Origin of the sequence: Streptomyces sp. SCSIO ZS0520 (assembly GCF_025643355.1) — a bacterium.
Taxonomy (GTDB): Bacteria; Actinomycetota; Actinomycetes; order Streptomycetales; family Streptomycetaceae; genus Streptomyces; species Streptomyces physcomitrii.
In genome coordinates, this window is record NZ_CP092644.1 from 6,663,318 (window position 1) to 6,679,197 (window position 15,880).

General features: G+C 74.7%; 13 protein-coding genes and 1 pseudogene. 7 read left to right on the forward strand and 7 right to left on the reverse strand.

The window, feature by feature from the left end; genetic code table 11:
* Positions 1 to 47 precede the first annotated feature (47 nt).
* The gene (locus MID12_RS26970) at positions 48 to 1,148 is read right to left on the reverse strand and encodes a pyridoxal-phosphate-dependent aminotransferase family protein (protein WP_263171365.1); all 1,101 of its coding nucleotides are present in this window, start codon (positions 1,146 to 1,148) and stop codon (positions 48 to 50) included.
* A gap of 469 nt (positions 1,149 to 1,617) precedes the next feature.
* On the opposite strand from MID12_RS26970, the gene MID12_RS26975 reads away from it, so the two are divergent.
* From MID12_RS26975 to MID12_RS26985, 3 genes are read left to right on the forward strand one after another with little or no spacing between them, the layout of a single operon-like run.
* The gene (locus MID12_RS26975; RefSeq protein WP_263171368.1) at positions 1,618 to 2,463 is read left to right on the forward strand and encodes a transporter substrate-binding domain-containing protein; all 846 of its coding nucleotides are present in this window, start codon (positions 1,618 to 1,620) and stop codon (positions 2,461 to 2,463) included.
* Positions 2,460 to 3,293 carry an amino acid ABC transporter permease gene (locus MID12_RS26980; RefSeq protein WP_040254685.1) on the forward strand — a complete coding sequence of 278 codons (834 nt, stop codon included), beginning with the start codon at positions 2,460 to 2,462 and terminating at the stop codon, positions 3,291 to 3,293. Before MID12_RS26975 ends, MID12_RS26980 begins: the two co-directional genes overlap by 4 nt.
* Positions 3,290 to 4,129: an amino acid ABC transporter ATP-binding protein gene (locus MID12_RS26985; RefSeq protein WP_263171370.1), complete on the forward strand. Its 840-nt coding sequence runs from the start codon at positions 3,290 to 3,292 to the stop codon at positions 4,127 to 4,129. Before MID12_RS26980 ends, MID12_RS26985 begins: the two co-directional genes overlap by 4 nt.
* A 79-nt stretch (positions 4,130 to 4,208) precedes the next feature.
* Here MID12_RS26985 and MID12_RS26990 read toward each other — a convergent pair whose 3' ends face one another.
* On the reverse strand, positions 4,209 to 5,072 hold the full coding sequence (locus MID12_RS26990) for an NAD(P)H-binding protein (protein WP_263171371.1): 864 nt from the start codon (positions 5,070 to 5,072) through the stop codon (positions 4,209 to 4,211).
* Positions 5,073 to 5,256: 184 nt separating this feature from the next.
* Here MID12_RS26990 and MID12_RS26995 point away from each other — a divergent pair, with 184 nt between their 5' ends.
* The 3 genes from MID12_RS26995 (at position 5,257) to MID12_RS27005 (ending at position 8,731) form a co-directional block, all read left to right on the forward strand.
* Complete coding sequence (locus tag MID12_RS26995; RefSeq protein ID WP_263171373.1) at positions 5,257 to 6,015, forward strand: TetR/AcrR family transcriptional regulator; 759 nt, start codon at positions 5,257 to 5,259, stop codon at positions 6,013 to 6,015.
* A 124-nt stretch (positions 6,016 to 6,139) separates the two neighbouring features.
* Positions 6,140 to 7,231: an amidohydrolase family protein gene (locus MID12_RS27000; RefSeq protein ID WP_040254689.1), complete on the forward strand. Its 1,092-nt coding sequence runs from the start codon at positions 6,140 to 6,142 to the stop codon at positions 7,229 to 7,231.
* 564 nt (positions 7,232 to 7,795) lie between these two features.
* On the forward strand, positions 7,796 to 8,731 hold the full coding sequence (locus MID12_RS27005) for an SCO1860 family LAETG-anchored protein (RefSeq protein ID WP_263171376.1): 936 nt from the start codon (positions 7,796 to 7,798) through the stop codon (positions 8,729 to 8,731).
* A 205-nt stretch (positions 8,732 to 8,936) separates the two neighbouring features.
* On the opposite strand, the gene cobC is transcribed toward MID12_RS27005, so the two are convergent.
* A complete protein-coding gene (gene cobC, locus MID12_RS27010) occupies positions 8,937 to 9,998 on the reverse strand; it encodes an Rv2231c family pyridoxal phosphate-dependent protein CobC (protein WP_263173482.1) in 1,062 nt (353 codons plus the stop codon).
* Between the two features lie 483 nt (positions 9,999 to 10,481).
* Positions 10,482 to 11,171, reverse strand: a pseudogene (locus tag MID12_RS27015) (cobalamin biosynthesis protein); the annotation flags it as partial.
* Between MID12_RS27015 and MID12_RS27020 the strand changes: the two are divergent.
* Positions 11,088 to 11,813 carry a ZIP family metal transporter gene (locus MID12_RS27020; RefSeq protein ID WP_040254691.1) on the forward strand — a complete coding sequence of 242 codons (726 nt, stop codon included), beginning with the start codon at positions 11,088 to 11,090 and terminating at the stop codon, positions 11,811 to 11,813. The pseudogene MID12_RS27015 and the gene MID12_RS27020 sit on opposite strands and share 84 nt — an antisense overlap.
* Positions 11,814 to 11,821: 8 nt before the next feature.
* Here MID12_RS27020 and MID12_RS27025 read toward each other — a convergent pair whose 3' ends face one another.
* Genes MID12_RS27025 through MID12_RS27035 form a run of 3 tightly spaced genes read right to left on the reverse strand, consistent with a single transcriptional unit; the run spans position 11,822 to position 15,860 of the window.
* Entirely contained in the window at positions 11,822 to 13,177 is a 1,356-nt protein-coding gene (locus MID12_RS27025; RefSeq protein ID WP_040258386.1) for a cobyrinate a,c-diamide synthase, read from the reverse strand.
* Positions 13,174 to 13,782, reverse strand: a complete 609-nt coding sequence (gene cobO, locus MID12_RS27030) for a cob(I)yrinic acid a,c-diamide adenosyltransferase (RefSeq protein ID WP_040254692.1) — start codon at positions 13,780 to 13,782, stop codon at positions 13,174 to 13,176. Before cobO ends, MID12_RS27025 begins: the two co-directional genes overlap by 4 nt.
* Positions 13,782 to 15,860, reverse strand: coding sequence for a putative cobaltochelatase (locus MID12_RS27035; RefSeq protein ID WP_263171381.1), 2,079 nt, complete (start codon positions 15,858 to 15,860; stop codon positions 13,782 to 13,784). Before MID12_RS27035 ends, cobO begins: the two co-directional genes overlap by 1 nt.
* Positions 15,861 to 15,880 lie beyond the last annotated feature (20 nt).

A 15,880-nucleotide genomic window follows, 5' to 3' on the forward strand; every position in this document is an offset into this window, starting at 1 on the left:
TCTGTTCCCGCACCGCCACGGAGCGTCGCCCGACCCCCGCCCGCATCTCAGCCCCACACCGCCGCGGCCGCCCTGCGCGCCGCGGTCACCTCGGGGGCGCCGCCCAGCGCGAGGAGCGCGCCGCCGAGCGCGCTCAGGCTGGCGTCGACCACCTCCGGGGTGGCCAGCGGACCGTAGTGGTTGACCCGGACCATCTCGCCCGCGAGCGCGCCGCCCCCGGCCGCCAGCGGCAGCCCGCCCGCCGGAGCCAGCGCCCGGGCCACCAGGGCGGCGGCGTCGATGCCGCCGGTGGTGCGCAGCGTGGTCGCCACCGGGGCCGCCGCCGCGCTGTCGTGCACATACGGTTCCAGGCCGCCGCCCATGGCGAGCGCCCCGGCCCGGCAGGCCGCCGCGGCCCGTGCGTGCCGCGCGGTCACCGTGGCCAGGCCGTCCGTCTCGATGCGCTCCAGGCAGGCGTCCAGGGCGAGCATCTCCAGCTGGGCCGGGGCGTGCGGCAGGGCCGCGCGGCCGGCGTCGATCCACCGCTCCTTCCAGTCGAGGAGGGAGAGGTAGGAGCGGCGCGGCGCCCGCTCGTTGGCGGCGATGCGCTCCCAGGCGCGCTCGCTGACCGAGACCGCCGAGACGCCCGCCGGGCCGCCCATCGCCTTCTGCCCGCCGATGACGCAGAGGTCCACGCCCCACTCCTCGGGCAGCAGCGGCTCCGCGGCGACCGAGGCGACGGCGTCCACCATGAACAGCGCGCCGTGCGCCCGGACCACCTCGCCGATCTCGGCCACCGGGTTGGTGTTGCCGGTCGCCGCCTCCGCGTGCACCAGGGAGACGAAGTCGATCTCCGGACGCGCGGCGAGGGCCTCGGCGATCTGCTCGGGCCGTACCGCGCTGTCGAAGGGCACGGCCAGGTCTACGACCTCGGCGCCGCAGTCGCGCAGCCAGCCGCCGAAGGTCTGGCCGTAGGGGCCGGTGATCACGTTCAGCGCGGTGGTGTCCGGGCCCGCGGCCGCGCGGATGCAGCCCTCGAGCGGCAGCAGGGCCTCGCCCTGCATGATCAGGACGTCCTGCCGGGTGCCGAGCAGCCGGGCCACCCGCTGCTCGATCGCGGCGAACTGCGCCGCGCTCATCGGGGGCAGGTCGAGGAAGGGGTGGGTCATGGTGCGCTCTCCCAGTACGTGTCCGGCTGCCCCGACCCTAGAGGGTGTCGCCTCCGGTCCGCGCCGGCCTGTGGAAAACCCGCCGCCCGGCCCGGGGCGGGCCCGCTGCCGGGGGCCGCGGGGTCCCCGGGCGCCCGGTTCCCGGTGCCTTCCCTTTGGTTGGGGCAGGCCAAAGCATTCCTTATAATCACAGGATGCCGGAGCAGAGGGAGGAGCCGTGGTGCGCGCTGCGCGCCCGTGGCGGATCCCTCCCGCCGGGCCCCTCCCGCCGGACCGGGGCTCCGACACAGCGGCGGACGGGTTCCGCGGCTTCGGCCCCCGGGCTCCCGTTTGGCCGTACAGTCGGCACGCTCCCGCACCCGGGGCCCCTGACCGACCGCGCCCGACCGGGCCGCGACCCGGCCGCCGTTCCCCCGGTACCCCGCCCGCCGCTCCCGGCGGGCCGCCGCATTTCTCCTTGGAGGTTCCCGTGAATCCGACGGTCTTCGGCCGCAGAGCCCGCACCCTCGCCGCCGTCACCGCCGCCGCCGGTCTGGTGCTCGCCGCAGGCTGCTCCTCCGGGGACAAGAAGGGCACCGCCGCGGGCGGCGTCGAGGTGGTCAAGGCGGGCAAGCTGACCACCTGCACCCACCTGCCGTACCCGCCGTTCCAGTCGGAGATCGACGGCAAGGTGCAGGGCTTCGACGTCTCGCTTGTCGACATCGCGGCCAAGAACCTCAAGGTCAAGCAGGACATCGTCGACACCCCCTTCGAGAACTTCAAGACCGGTGCCTTCCTCAACTCCGGCCAGTGCGACCTCGCCGCCGCGGGCATGACGATCACCGAGGAGCGCAAGAAGAACGTCGACTTCTCCGACCCGTACTTCTCCGCCACCCAGGCCGTCCTGGTCGACAGGAAGAGCGGCATCATCTCGCTGGACGATCTCAAGTCCAAGGGCAAGAAGCTCGGCGCCCAGGTGCAGACCACCGGCGAGGAGTACGCGGCGAAGAGGAAGCTCGGCGCGACCTCCTTCGAGAGCTCCGACGCCCTGCTCAACGGGCTGCGCACCGGCCAGGTCCAGGCCGTCATCATCGACTACCCGGTGGTCCAGGGCTGGCTGAAGAACAAGGACAACGCCAAGGCCTTCAAGATCGCCGACAACCTGGACACCGGTGAGCAGTACGGCTTCACCGTGAAGAAGGGCAACACCAAGCTCCTCGCGGCCCTCAACAAGGCCATCCGGGACGCCAAGGCCGACGGCACCTACAAGAAGCTGTACGAGAAGTGGATCGGCCCCTACGAGGCCGCCGCCGAGCCCTCGGCCTCCGCCTCATGAGCGGAGTCGAGGCAGGCCGGACCCCCGTCAAGACCGGTATGACCCGGCGCCGCAAGCGGGCCCTCTCGCGCGGGGCGCAGTACCTGGTCTTCGTCGGCGTCCTGGTCTTCATCGGGCTCTCGGCCGACTGGGACCGGCTGCGGAACCAGTTCGCCCAGACCGATCTGGCCAAGCAGCTCTTCCCGGACATCATCACCATCGCGCTGCGCAACACGGTGCTCTACACCCTGTCCGGCTTCCTGCTCGGCCTGGTGCTCGGGCTGCTCATCGCGCTGATGCGGCTGTCCTCGGTCGGGCCGTACCGGTGGGTCGCGGGGATCTACATCGAGGTCTTCCGCGGCCTGCCCGCCCTGCTGATCTTCATCTTCGTCGGCGTGGCCGTGCCCCTGGCCTTCCCCGGCACCGAGATCCCCGGCGGCACCTACGGCAAGGTCGCCCTCGCGCTCGGTCTGGTCTCCGCCGCGTACATGGCCGAGACCATCCGGGCGGGGATCCAGGCGATCCCCAAGGGGCAGATGGAGGCGGCGCGTTCGCTGGGCTTCTCGCACACCCGGGCCATGGTCTCGATCATCATCCCGCAGGCCTTCCGGGTCGTGATCCCGCCGCTCACCAACGAACTCGTCCTGCTCTTCAAGGACTCCTCGCTGGTGCTCTTCCTCGGCGTGACCCTGGAGGAGCGGGAGCTGACCAAGTTCGGGCGCGACCTGGCCAGCGAGACCGCGAACTCCACCCCGATCCTCGTCGCGGGCCTGTGCTACCTGCTGGTCACCGTCCCGCTCGGTTTCGTGGTGCGCAAACTGGAGGCACGAGCGGCGGAGGCCACCCGATGAGCGAGCACGGCGGCAGCGGACTGCGCAAGGAGGCGACCGCGGACCCTGCGACCGGCCCCGAGATCCTGGTCGAGCAGCTGCACAAGTCCTTCGGCGACAACCACGTACTGCGCGGCATCGACCTGGAGATCCGCCAGGGCGAGGTCGTCTGCGTGATCGGCCCCTCGGGCTCGGGCAAGTCCACCCTGCTGCGCTGCGTGAACCTGCTCGAACAGCCCAGCCGGGGGCGGGTGTTCGTCGGCGGCAGCGAGCTCACCCACCCCGATGTGGACATCGATGCCGTACGGCGCCGTATCGGCATGGTCTTCCAGCAGTTCAACCTCTTCCCCCATCTGTCGGTCACCGAGAACCTCACGCTGCCGCAGCGCAGGGTGCTCGGCCGGGACAAGGCCGCGGCGGGACGTGTCGCGGCCGAGAACCTGGAGCGGGTCGGCCTCGCCGACAAGGCGAAGGCCTTTCCCGGTTCCCTCTCCGGCGGCCAGCAGCAGCGGGTGGCCATCGCCCGCGCGCTCGCGATGGGACCCGAGGTGATGCTCTTCGACGAGCCCACCTCCGCGCTCGACCCCGAACTCGTCGGTGACGTCCTCGCGGTGATGCGCATGCTCGCCGACGAGGGCATGACGATGATGGTCGTCACCCATGAGATGAGCTTCGCCCGCGAGGTCGCGGACCGGGTCGTCTTCATGGACGACGGGGTGATCGTCGAGGAGGGGCCGCCGGCCGAGGTAATCGGCAACCCGCGGCACGAGCGCACCCGCCACTTCCTGGCCCGGGTCCTCGACCCGGCCGCGGCCCAGGTCGAAGAGGGCATGCCGCCCGTCGACAAGCGGCCGTAGCCCCGGGCCCTCGCCGCAGGGCCCGTGCCCGGCGCACCGGACCTTCCCGGGCGCCCCGGTCCGGACACCCGGCGGCCCTTCAGCGGGCCGCCGGGAGCGCCGCCGCCAGCACCTCCCGCATCGTCGTGGCCGGTCGGCCGATGCGCTTCGGCAGCTCCGGTCCCACCTCGGCGAACTCGCCCGCACGGCTCGCGGCGAACCGGCCCAGGTACAGCTCCGCCGCCTCCTCGGGCAGGCCCTGGGCGCGCAGCGACTCCCGGTACACGGAGTCCGGGACGACCACCCGGCGTATCGGCCGGCCCGTCAACTCCGAGGCGAGCGCGGCGACTTCCGCCATGTCGAGCGCCTCGGCACCGGTCAGGCCCGGGGTCGGCCCCTGGGGGCCGTCCTCGGTCAGCGCGACGGCCGCCGCCTCGGCCAGATCCGCGTGGGCGGTCCAGGAGACCGGCCCGTCCTCCGGCAGGACCAGCTCGCCGCTCTCCAGGGCGGCGGGCAGCAGCGCCGCCGCGGAGGAGGCGTAGAAGCCGTTGCGCAGCGAGGTCCACGGCAGTCCGGACTCCCGCAGCAGCCGCTCGGTGGCGGCGTGGGTGTGCATGGGGGAGAAGGCCGAGGCGGCGCCGGCTCCCTGGTGGCTGGTGTAGAAGAGGTGGTCTGCCCCGGCGCTCGCGGCGGCCTCGATGGCCGTGCGGTGCGCGCGCAGGGCGCTCTCGCCGGTCCGGCCGACGGACACCAGCAGGATCCGCGAGGCCCCTTCGAAGGAGTGGGCGAGGCTGCCCGGGTCCAGGAAGTCGCCCCGGCGGATGCGTACGCCCGACTCCTCCAGCTCCGCGGCTTTCCACGGATCGCGGACGCTCACGCCGAGCTGTCCGGCGGGCACCCGGGTGAGCAGCCGCTCCACGACGGCCCGGCCGAGCTGACCGGTGGCTCCGGTGACGATGATCATGAGATTCCCTTCTGTGCGTGTGCGTGTGCGTGTGCGTGCGGTGCCGCCTGGGCGCGTGCGGGGGCGCGGCGGGCCCGGAAGCGTGCTCCGGAGGGATTCCGAAACTGCTGCTTCCATCGCTAACAAGTTCACCGTAGCATCGTTACTAGAGAAGTGCTAACGTGCTCCTGTTATCGTTGGAAACATGCCTGGAGAGCTGCCTGCCGATGCACACGACACGAACGCTTCGCCCGTCCCGACCGGTCCCGCGGCCGAGCGCGGTCCGCGCGAGCGCATCCTCGACGCCACCACCGCACTTCTCGCCGAGGGCGGGCGAGAGGCCGTCTCGACCCGGGCGGTCGGTGCCGCCGCGGGGGTGCAGGCCCCGACGATCTACCGGCTCTTCGGTGACAAGCAGGGGCTGTTCGACGCCGTGGCCGCCGAGGGCTTCCGGGCCTACCTCGACAGCAAGACGGCCCGGGAACCCCTCGCCGACCCGGTGGACGACCTCCGCGCGGGCTGGGATCTGCACATCGGCTTCGGCCTGGCGAATCCCGCGCTCTACCAGCTCATGTGCGAGCCGCGCCCCGGAGCGGTACCGCCCGCGGCCGCCGCCGGTGCCGAGATCCTCGCCGCCCATATCCGCCGGATCGCCGAGGCGGGGCGGCTGCGGATCGGCGAGGAGCGTGCCACCCATCTCGTCCGGGCCGCCGGGACCGGGGCCGCTCTCACCCTGATCGCCATGCCCGAGGAGCGCCGCGACCTCGATCTCTCGCTCGACGCCCGGGAGGCCGTCATCGCCGCGATCACCACCGAGGCCCCCGTTCTGGCCGACCCCGGGCCGGTCGGTGCCGCCGTGGCGCTGCGTGCCGCCCTGCCGAGGGCCACCGCCCTGACCGACCTCGAACGCGCCCTGCTGCGGGAGTGGCTCGACCGCATCGCGGGCACCGCCGAACCGCGCTGAGGCCTCGGCCGCGGAGTCGGTGGCGGACGGGTTCGGCGCCCCGCCGAGAGGCCCGTTCCGGCGGGCGGTCGGGCGGCCCGAAGGGGCCTCCTGCGGGGCGCCCGGACGGGTTTAGGGTGCGGGCATGAGCGATCACACGGTGCTGCACGTGAAGGGGCGGGTCCTCCTCGGGCCCGAGGAGGTACGGGACGAGCTCTGGGTGGTCTCCGGCCGCGTCACCTACCAGCGGCCGGCCGGAGCGCGGGAGGTGCGCACCGTGGAGGGCTGGGCGCTGCCGGGGCTCGTCGACGCCCACTGCCATGTGGGGCTCGACGCGCACGGACCGGTACCCGACGAGGTCGCGGAGAAGCAGGCGCTCACCGACCGGGAGGCGGGCACCCTGCTGATCCGGGATGCCGGTTCGCCCTCGGACACCCGCTGGATCGACGAACGGGAGGACCTGCCGAAGATCATCCGGGCGGGCCGCCACATCGCCCGCACCCGCCGCTACATCCGCAACTTCGCGCACGAGATCGAGCCGGAGGACCTGGTCGCCTATGTCGCCCAGGAGGCCCGGCGCGGCGACGGCTGGGTCAAGCTCGTCGGCGACTGGATCGAGCGCGAGGCCGGGGACCTCACCCCGTGCTGGCCGCGCGAGGCCGTCGAGGCGGCGATCGCCGAGGCGCACCGGCTCGGCGCCCGGGTCACCGCGCACTGCTTCGCCGAGGACTCGCTGCGCGACCTCGTCGAGGCGGGCATCGACTGCATCGAGCACGCCACCGGGCTGACCGAGGACACCATCCCGCTCTTCGCCGAGCGCGGGGTCGCCATCGTGCCCACCCTCGTCAACATCGCCACCTTCCCGAAGCTCGCCGCGGGCGGCGAGGAGAAGTTCCCGCGCTGGTCGGCCCATATGCGCAGGCTGTACGAGCGCCGGTACGACACCGTGCGGGCGGCCTATGACGCCGGGGTGCCGGTCTTCGTCGGCACCGACGCGGGCGGCTCGCTGCCGCACGGGCTGGTCGCCGAGGAGGTCGCCGAGCTGGTCACCGCGGGCATCCCGCCCCTGGAGGCGCTCTCGGCCACCACCTGGGGTGCCCGCTCCTGGCTCGGCCGCCCCGGCCTGGAGGAGGGTGCCCCCGCCGACCTCGTGGTCTACGACAGCGACCCGCGCGCGGACGTACGGGTCCTGGCCGACCCACGGCGGATCGTGGTCAACGGCCGCGTGACGGCCTGAGGCTGAGGCCCAGGGGTGAGGGTCGCGTGATCCCGAGGCCGGGGCGGGCCCCGGGGTCCAGGGCGGGCGGGGTACGAGGCCTCAGGCATGAGATGTAAGGCATGAGCTGTGAGGCCTGAGGCTGAGGCGTGAGTTGTGAGGCCTGGGGTCTGACGCCTGAGACGTGAGGAGTGCGGGGGTGAAGGCGTGGGTGTTGGCGCCGGGTTGACCGGAGCGTGACGTGGGGTCGAGGGGGCTCGTTTTCCTCCCGCGTTCCTGTGGGGGCGTCAACTTGCGTACGCGGTCGGTGCGATGGGCCCGGTTCGTTTGAGGTGCCGCGGTGAGCGGTGCGGTTCCCGTGGTTCCGGGCGGGGCAACGTCTGGGACGCGGGGAAAGCCCTGTGGTCAGGGAATCGAATGCGGGAGCGGAAACCCCCCTTTGGAGTGAACTCACTCCAGGTTGCCGCCTGTTCACTCCATGTGCGTAAGGATTCCGGGCACGGATACCGCACCGCCGCTGCCTGTCCCCCAGTGCGCGGCGGAGGCGGGGTCCCTCACCAATGTCTCCTGTGAGGTCCCACCACCTTGAACAGCAACACTTTCCGCCTGCCCGTACGCCGTCTCGCCGCCACCTCGGCGAGCCTCGCGCTGCTCACCGTGCCCGCGGCGCTCGCCACCACCGGCACCGCGCACGCCACCGCGGAGCAGGGCCGGGCGAGCGCTGTCGTGCTGCGTACCGGGCTCGATGTCTCCCTGCTCAACAAGACCGTGCAGGTGCCGCTGAACCTCAGCCTCAACGAGGTCCAGGCGCCGCGGAGTGCGGAGAAGACGGCGCTGACGGCCACCCTGGACGGCGTCGACCACGGCAAGCCCTTCTCCGTACTGCGGGCCGATGTGGCCTCCGCCGAGGCGGAGGTGAGCAAGCGCAAGGCCGAGGGGCGCACCGAACTCGCGCACGCCAAGGTGCATGTGCCCGGGCTGCCGCTGCTCTCGCTGATCGAGGTGGGCGCGGTGTCCTCCCGTGCCACCTGCGAGGCCGGTGAGAAGCCCGTCGCCGAGGCCGATCTGCTCGGCGCGGTCACCGTGCTCGGCAAGAAGGTCTCGCTGACCACCGGCGGCACCACCGAGGTCAAGGTGCCGGGGGTCGGCGAGGTCAGCCTCGCGCTGTCCTCGACCCGTACCACCTCGCGTACCGCGGCGGCCTCCGCGCTCGAACTCAAGGTCTCGGTCAACCCCCTGGAGCTGAACGTCGCCGAGGTCGAGGGCACCGTCACCCTCGCGGGCGCCACCTGCGAGGCACCCCCGGCCGCCAAGCCGGAGCCGAAGCCCGAGAAGCCCGTGGCCGACGTCGAGCCCCAGACCTCCGCGGCGAAGCCCGAGCAGAACCTGGCCGAGACCGGCGGCAGTTCCACCACCCCCTACCTCGCGGGCGGCGGCGCCGTCCTGCTCGGACTGGGCGGTGGCGCGGCGCTCCTCGCCCGGCGCAACCGGAACAACCGCGGCAGCCGCAGCGGTAGCTGAGGGCTTGCCTCCGGGGCCGTCCTGAACCGGGGCTGTCCTGACCCGGGGCCGTCCTGACCCAGGAGCGGCGGTCCCGGGACGGATGGTCCTGGGCCAGGCGCTCCTGTGACCGCCATTTCCGGGGTCCGCCACTTCCGGGGACTGCCGCTCCAGGGGACTGCCACTCCCCGGGAGCGGCAGTCCCCGGCTGCCCCAGTCTCCGTACTCAGCCCCTGCCGAGAGCCTCGTCCAGGGCCCGCAGGAAGCTCCTCGTGGTGGCCTCCCCGCGTACCGCGAGCCGGAGCCAGTCGCGGTCCAGGCCGGGGAAGGTGTCGCCGCGCCGGACCGCGAAGCCGAGGGTGCGCAGCCGTGCGCGCAGTGCCTCGGCGCCGGGGGCGCGGAACAGGACGAAGGGGCCCTCGGCGCCGTGGACGTACTCGAGGCCCCGGGCGCCGAGGCCCTCGCACAGGCGGGCGCGGTCGGCGGCGACGGTCCGGGCGGCGGCCTCGGCCTCGGCCAGGGCGCGGGGTTCCATGCAGGCCTCGGCCGCCGCCAGGGCGGGTGAGGAGACCGGCCACAGCGGCTGGGCGTGCTCCAGGGCGGCCACGGTCTCCGGTTCCGCCAGGACGTATCCGATGCGCAGTCCGGCGAGGCCCCAGGTCTTGGTGAGACTGCGCAGGACCACGAGGCCCGGTAGGTCGGTGCGCGCGGCCAGGGTCTCGCGTTCGCCCGGGACCGCGTCCATAAAGGCCTCGTCCACCACCAGGCAGCGGCCGGGGCGGGCGAGCCGGGCGAGCTGTGCGGCCGGGTGCAGTACCGAGGTCGGGTTGGTCGGGTTGCCGAGCACGACCAGGTCCGCGCTCTCGGGCACCGCCGCCGGGTCCAGCCGGAAGCCGTCCTCGGCACGCAGCAGTACCCGTTCCACCCGGTGACCGGCGTCCCGCAGCGCGGCCTCGGGCTCGGTGAACTGCGGGTGCACCACGACCGGTCGGCGCACCGCAAGCGCCCGTGCGAGCAGGACGAAGGCCTCCGCCGCGCCCGAGGTGAGCAGTACCCGCTCCTCGGGCAGCCCGTGCCGGGCCGCCACCGCCCTGCGCGCCGCCCGGCCGTCGGGGTAGGCGGCGAGCCCCGGCAGGGTGGCGGCGATGCGCTCGGCCAGCCAGGCCGGGGGAGTGCCGGTGCGCACATTGACCGCGAGATCCGTCAACGCGGCGCCGCTGTCGCGTACTTCGGCGTCACCGTGGTGGCGCAGGTCGTGTCCGGGGTCGGTGCGCGGGGGAGTGTTCATGGCCGCCGTGGGTCCTCGGTGAAGGGCGGGGCCGGAGCCGCGCCGGTGCCGGTCGCTGTCGCTGATCGCTGTCCCGGTGCCCGGCTCTGCCCGGGGCCCGGCTGCGGGCCTGGCGCCTGCCTCGGTGCCGGACTCGGCCCCGGCCCTGCGCAGCACCACCACCCGTTCTCCCTCCCGGGCGGCGCGGACGGCGATCGCGTCCCCCTCCGCCGCCCCGGGGCCACCGCCGTACCGAAGGACCCGGACGTCAGGCCGCAGCAGGGAGCGTACGGCTGCCTCGGGCGCGTCGCCTGGATCCGCCGGAGCCCCCTCCGGCACCAGGACGAGCGTGGCCTGCCGGACGGCCGCCGCGACCGCCGGTGCCGGTGCGCCGCTGCCCGCACCCGACTCCGCGTCCCCCACGCCGGCCTCGACGAGGCTGCCGGACCGGTACTCGCCCTCCCGGCCCCCGCCCGCACCCGCGAGACGTACCACCGCGCACGTGGCCCGGGCCGGGCTGCCCGCCGACTTCCGCTTCGGTACGAGGAGTTCCCCACCCACGGCCGGGGGAGTCTTCCCGGCCATGGCCCCCGCCTCGGCCAGCGCCGCCGCCTCGGCGACCGAGGGGGTGCCGAGGGCGGTGCGGACCCGCGCCGAGGGGTGCGGGACCGGGACGGCCGCCAGTTCCGCGGCCGGGCGGGCCCGCAGCGGGACGCCGAGCCGGGCGGCGGCCCGGAGGAGGCCGGGCTCACCGGTCCGGGTCTCGGCCGTGACCAGGGCGGCGAGGCTCAGCGGGGAGAGGCCGCCGTCCCGGAGCGCGGCCCGTACCAGGGCCAGCACCTCCTCGGCCGGGACGTCCCGGGAGGCGCCCACCCCGACGAGGAGCGAGGCCGGACGCCGAACCGCCGCTCCGGACGACGGCGGACCGAGCCGGTCGTCCACCGGCAGGGGGCCACTCGGCCCCGGATCCGCCGACGGCGAGCCACCCGCCGAGGGGCCGGACGGCTCCGGCCCCGCCGCCGACGGGCCCGTCTGCGACGGAGCCCCCGGTTTCGGACGCGCCGCCCCGCGCGGCGTGCACGCCGTCGGGTGATCCGCTAGCAAGGGGGCATGGCCGTGCTCGTGGCGCTGGGATCGCTGGTGATGACGCTGGTCGGCGGCTGGGCCGCGCGGCGGGTCACCGACCGGCGGCATCTGGTGCTCGGCTTCGCGGGCGGGCTGATGCTCGGGGTGGTCGGGCTCGACCTGCTGCCGGAGGCCTTCGAGGCCGCGCACCAGCACTGGTACGGAGTGCCCGCCGCCCTGGTGCTCTTCGTCGGCGGCTTCCTGCTCGCCCATCTCGCCGAGCGGCTGCTCGCCCTGCGCAAGGCCGAGCACGGGGCGCACGACGGAGGCGGGACGCGGGAGCTGGGGCTCGGCGCGGCCGGGGCGATGGTCGGGCACAGCCTGGCCGACGGCGTCGCGATCGGCGCCTCCTTCCAGGTGGACGCGCGGATGGGCGCGACCGTCGCGGTCGCCGTGATCGCCCATGACTTCGCCGACGGCTTCAACACCTACACCCTGGCCGCCCTCGGGAACGCCCACGGCAAGGCCCTTGCCATGCTGCTCGCGGACGCGCTCGCGCCGATCGCGGGTGCCGCCTCCACCCTGCTGTTCACCATTCCGGAGCAGGCGCTCGGCTGCTATCTCGGCTTCTTCGCGGGCGCCCTGCTCTACATCGCCGCGGCCGAGATCCTGCCCGAGGCCAGTCACCGGCACCCGGCCCGCTCCACCCTGCTGTGCACCCTCGCGGGGGCCGCGCTGATGTGGCTGGTGATCGGGACCGCCGGCGGCTGAGACGGGGCTCATGGCGCGGCGCACCGCTCGGTGAACCGGCGCGCCGCCCCCGGCCGCCCCGCCCAGTGGGTGTGCAGATAGCTGGCGTGCACCTGCTGCTGGAGGAAGCCCTCGGTACGCCGCTGCGGGGAGGTGAAGCCCCAGGCGGGCGAGGCCCCCGCGCCCGGGGTGACGACCGTACGGTGGAACTCGTGCCCCCGGGCCCGGCCGCCCGCCGCGTCGAGGGGGCCGTCCGCGAGGGCGACGGCCTCCCGGTAGCCGAGCGTCAGCCGCCCGGACATCCGCGCCTCGGCGTCCAGGACCCCGCACATCGGCCGCCCGTCCAGGGACCGGCTGAGGTAGAGCAGCCCGGCGCACTCGGCGGCCAGCGGGGCGCCCGAGGCGGCGAGGTCCGCCACCGACTTGCGCAGCGGTTCGTTCGCGGACAGCTCGGGCCCGTACATCTCCGGGAAGCCGCCGCCGATCACCAAGCCCGCGGTCCGCTCCGGCAGTTGCTCCTCGCGCAGCGGGTCGAAGGGGACCACCTCGGCACCGGCCGCGGTGAGGAGTTCCGCGTGCTCGGCGTAGGAGAAGGTGAAGGCGGCGCCGCCCGCGACCGCGATCCGCGGCCGCCCGGGCACGGCGGGCCCCACGGCCGCGGCCGGGTCCCAGGCCGGGGCGTCCAGCGGCGGCGCGCTCCGGGCCAGGGCGTACAGGGCGTCGAGGTCGCAGCCCAGCTCCACCTGGGCGGCCATCGCCTCGACCGCCGCGAGCGCCTCGGTGTGCCGCTCGGCCACCGGGACCAGGCCCAGGTGCCGGGAGGGCGTGTCCACCTGGGGAGCGCGGCGCAGGACGCCGACGACGGGCACCCCGGACTCCTCCAGGCCCTCGCGGAGCAGTTCCTCGTGCCGGTCGGAGGCGACCTTGTTGAGAATGACCCCGGCCAGCCGCACGCCCGGGTCCCAGGAGGCGAAGCCGTGCACCAGGGCGGCCACCGAGCGGGACTGCGAGGAGGCGTCGACGACGAGGACGACCGGGGCCCGCAGGAGCTTGGCGACCTGGGCCGTGGAGCTGAGTTCGCCCGCGCCCGCGGCCCCGTCGAAGAGGCCCATCACCCCCTCGACCACGGCCAGTCGGCAGCCCCGGGCGCCGTGCGCGAAGAGCGGCGCGATCAGCTCCGTACCGCACATGTAGGCGTCGAGGTTGCGGCCCGGGCGGCCGGTGGCCAGGGAGTGGTAGCCGGGGTCGATGTAGTCGGGGCCCACCTTGTGCGGGGAGACGGCGAGGCCGCGGGCGGTGAAGGCGGCCATCAGGCCCGTGGCGACGGTGGTCTTGCCGCTGCCCGAGGCGGGCGCGGCGACGACCAGCCGGGGCACGGAGTTCACCACTCGATCCCCCGCTGGCCCTTCTGGCCCTCGTCCATGGGGTGCTTGACCTTGGTCATCTCGGTCACCAGGTCGGCGAAGCCGAGGAGTTCGGGCGGGGCGTTGCGGCCGGTGATCACCACGTGCTGGGTGCCGGGCCGCTGCCGCAGTACGGAGATCACCTCGGCGGTGTCGATCCAGCCCCAGTGCAGCGGGTAGGCGAACTCGTCGAGGACGTAGAGCCGGTAGCGTTCGGCCGCCAGGTCGCGCTTGACCTGCTCCCAGCCCTCGCGGGCCTTGTCCTCGTTGGTCAACTCGCCCTCGGCGGGGGCCCGCTGGATCCAGGACCAGCCCTCGCCCATCTTGTGCCAGTCGACGGTGCCGCCCTCGCCGGAGGCGCCGAGGGTGCGCAGCGCGTTCTCCTCGCCGACCTTCCACTTCGCCGACTTCACGAACTGGAACACCCCGATCGGCCAGCCCTGGTTCCAGGCCCGCAGCGCGAGCCCGAAGGCCGCGGTCGACTTGCCCTTGCCGGGGCCGGTGTGCACGAAGACCAGCGGCCGGTTGCGGCGCTGGCGGGTGGTGAGCCCGTCGTCGGGGACGACGGACGGCTTTCCCTGCGGCATCAGGCTGCCCTCCTGGAGGTCGGGGCCGACTGGACGTCCTTGACCAGACCGGCGAGCGAGTCGGCGCGCAGCTCGTCCAAGGTGGTGGCGGTGCCGCCGAGTTCGCGCGCGAGCTGCCCGGCGAGGCCGAGCCGGACCGGTCCCGTCTCGCAGTCGACGACCACCGAGGCGGTGCCCTCGGCGGCGAGGAGACGGGCGGCGCGGGCGGCATGGGCGAGCGGGTCGGGGCCGCCGGTGGCCCGCCCGTCGGTGACCAGGACGAGCAGCGGGCGGCGCGCCGGGTCCCGCAGCCGCTCCACCCGCAGCGCCTCGTGGGCGCGCAGCAGACCGGCGGCGAGCGGGGTGCGGCCCCCGGTGGGCAGCGTCTCCAGGCGCGCGGCGGCGGCGTCCACCGAGGAGGTCGGCGGCAGGGCGAGCTCGGCGGCGGCGCCGCGGAAGGTCACCAGGCCGACCTTGTCGCGCCGCTGGTAGGCGTCCAGGAGCAGCGAGAGCACCGCGCCCTTGACCGCGCCCATCCTCCTGCGGGCCGCCATCGAACCGGAGGCATCCACCACGAAGAGGACCAGATTGCCCTCGCGGCCTTCCCGGACGGCCTGCCGCAGATCGTCCCGGCGCACCACGAGTCCCGCCCCGCTGCGGCCCCTTGCCCGCTGGTGCGGCGCCGCGGCCTGCACGGTCGCCGCCAGGTGCAGCTTGGTCAGCGCCCCGCGCGGCCTGCGGGCGCCGGTGGTCCTGCCGTGCTCGGTACGCGCCCGGGAGCGCCGCCCGGCCGCCCCCTCGCCGAGGCCCGGCACGCTCAGCACCTTCGTACGGAAGGGCTCGCCCGCGCCCACCGCCCGCTGCTCGCCGCCCGCGCCCGAGGGCTGCGGCTCACCGCGGCCCTGCTCGGGGACCTCGGCGCCGGGCTCCCCGGGCGCCTCGCCGGTCTCCGACTCGGCCCGGCCGCCGTCCGCCGGGTCCTGGTCCGCCGGGGGCCGCCCGCCGCCGTCGGGGCCGCCGGGGCCGCCGTCCGGGTCGTCCTCGGGACCGCCTTCGGGGCCGCCGTCGCCGCCGGGCGGCGGGTCCTCGGGGCCGAACTCCTCCAGCGTCTCGTCGAGTTTGTCCTCGTCCAGGCCCGGGGCGTCGAAGGGGTTGCGGCGCCGCCGGTGCGGCAGCGCGAGCAGGGCGGCCTGCCGTACGTCCTCCTCGCGGACCTCCTCGCGGCCCGCCCAGGCGGCCAGCGCGGTCGCGGTGCGCGCCATCACCAGGTCCGCGCGCATCCCGTCGACCTCGAAGGCGGCGCAGGTCGCCGCGATCTGGCGGAGCGCCCCGTCGCCGAGCCGCACCGCGGGCAGCAGCGCGCGGGCCGCGGCGACACGCTCCCGCAGCGCGTTCTCCTCGGCGGCCCAGCGCCCGGCGAAGGCCTCCGGGTCCTCGTCGTAGGCCAGGCGCCGCCGGACCACCTCGACCCGCTGGTCCGGCTCCCGGGAGGCGGCGACCTCCACGGTCAGCCCGAACCGGTCGAGCAACTGCGGCCGCAGCTCGCCCTCTTCGGGGTTCATCGTGCCGACCAGGAGGAAGCGCGCGGCATGCCGTACGGAGACGCCCTCGCGCTCCACGTAGGAGGCGCCCATCGCCGCGGCGTCGAGGAGCAGGTCGACCAGGTGGTCGTGGAGCAGGTTGACCTCGTCCACGTAGAGGATGCCGCGGTGCGCGTCGGCGAGCAGGCCCGGTTCGAAGGCCTTGACGCCCTCGGCGAGCGCTCGCTCGATGTCGAGCGCGCCGACCAGGCGGTCCTCGGAGGCGCCGACCGGCAGTTCGACCATCCGGGCCGGTCGCGCCGCGCTCTCGCCGGGGCGGTGCGGGCCGTCCGGGCAGCCGGGGTCGGGCGCCGCGGGATCGCAGGAGAAGCGGCAGCCGGGGACCGTGGACACCGCGGGCAGCAGCGCCGAAAGGGCCCGTACCGCCGTGGACTTGGCGGTGCCCTTCTCGCCGCGGACGAGCACACCGCCGACCGCCGGGGACACGGCGTTCAGCAGCAGCGCCAGGCGCAGGTCGTCCTGGCCCACCAGTGCGGTGAACGGATAGGGGGTGCTCATGCGTCGCCCTCCAGATTGCC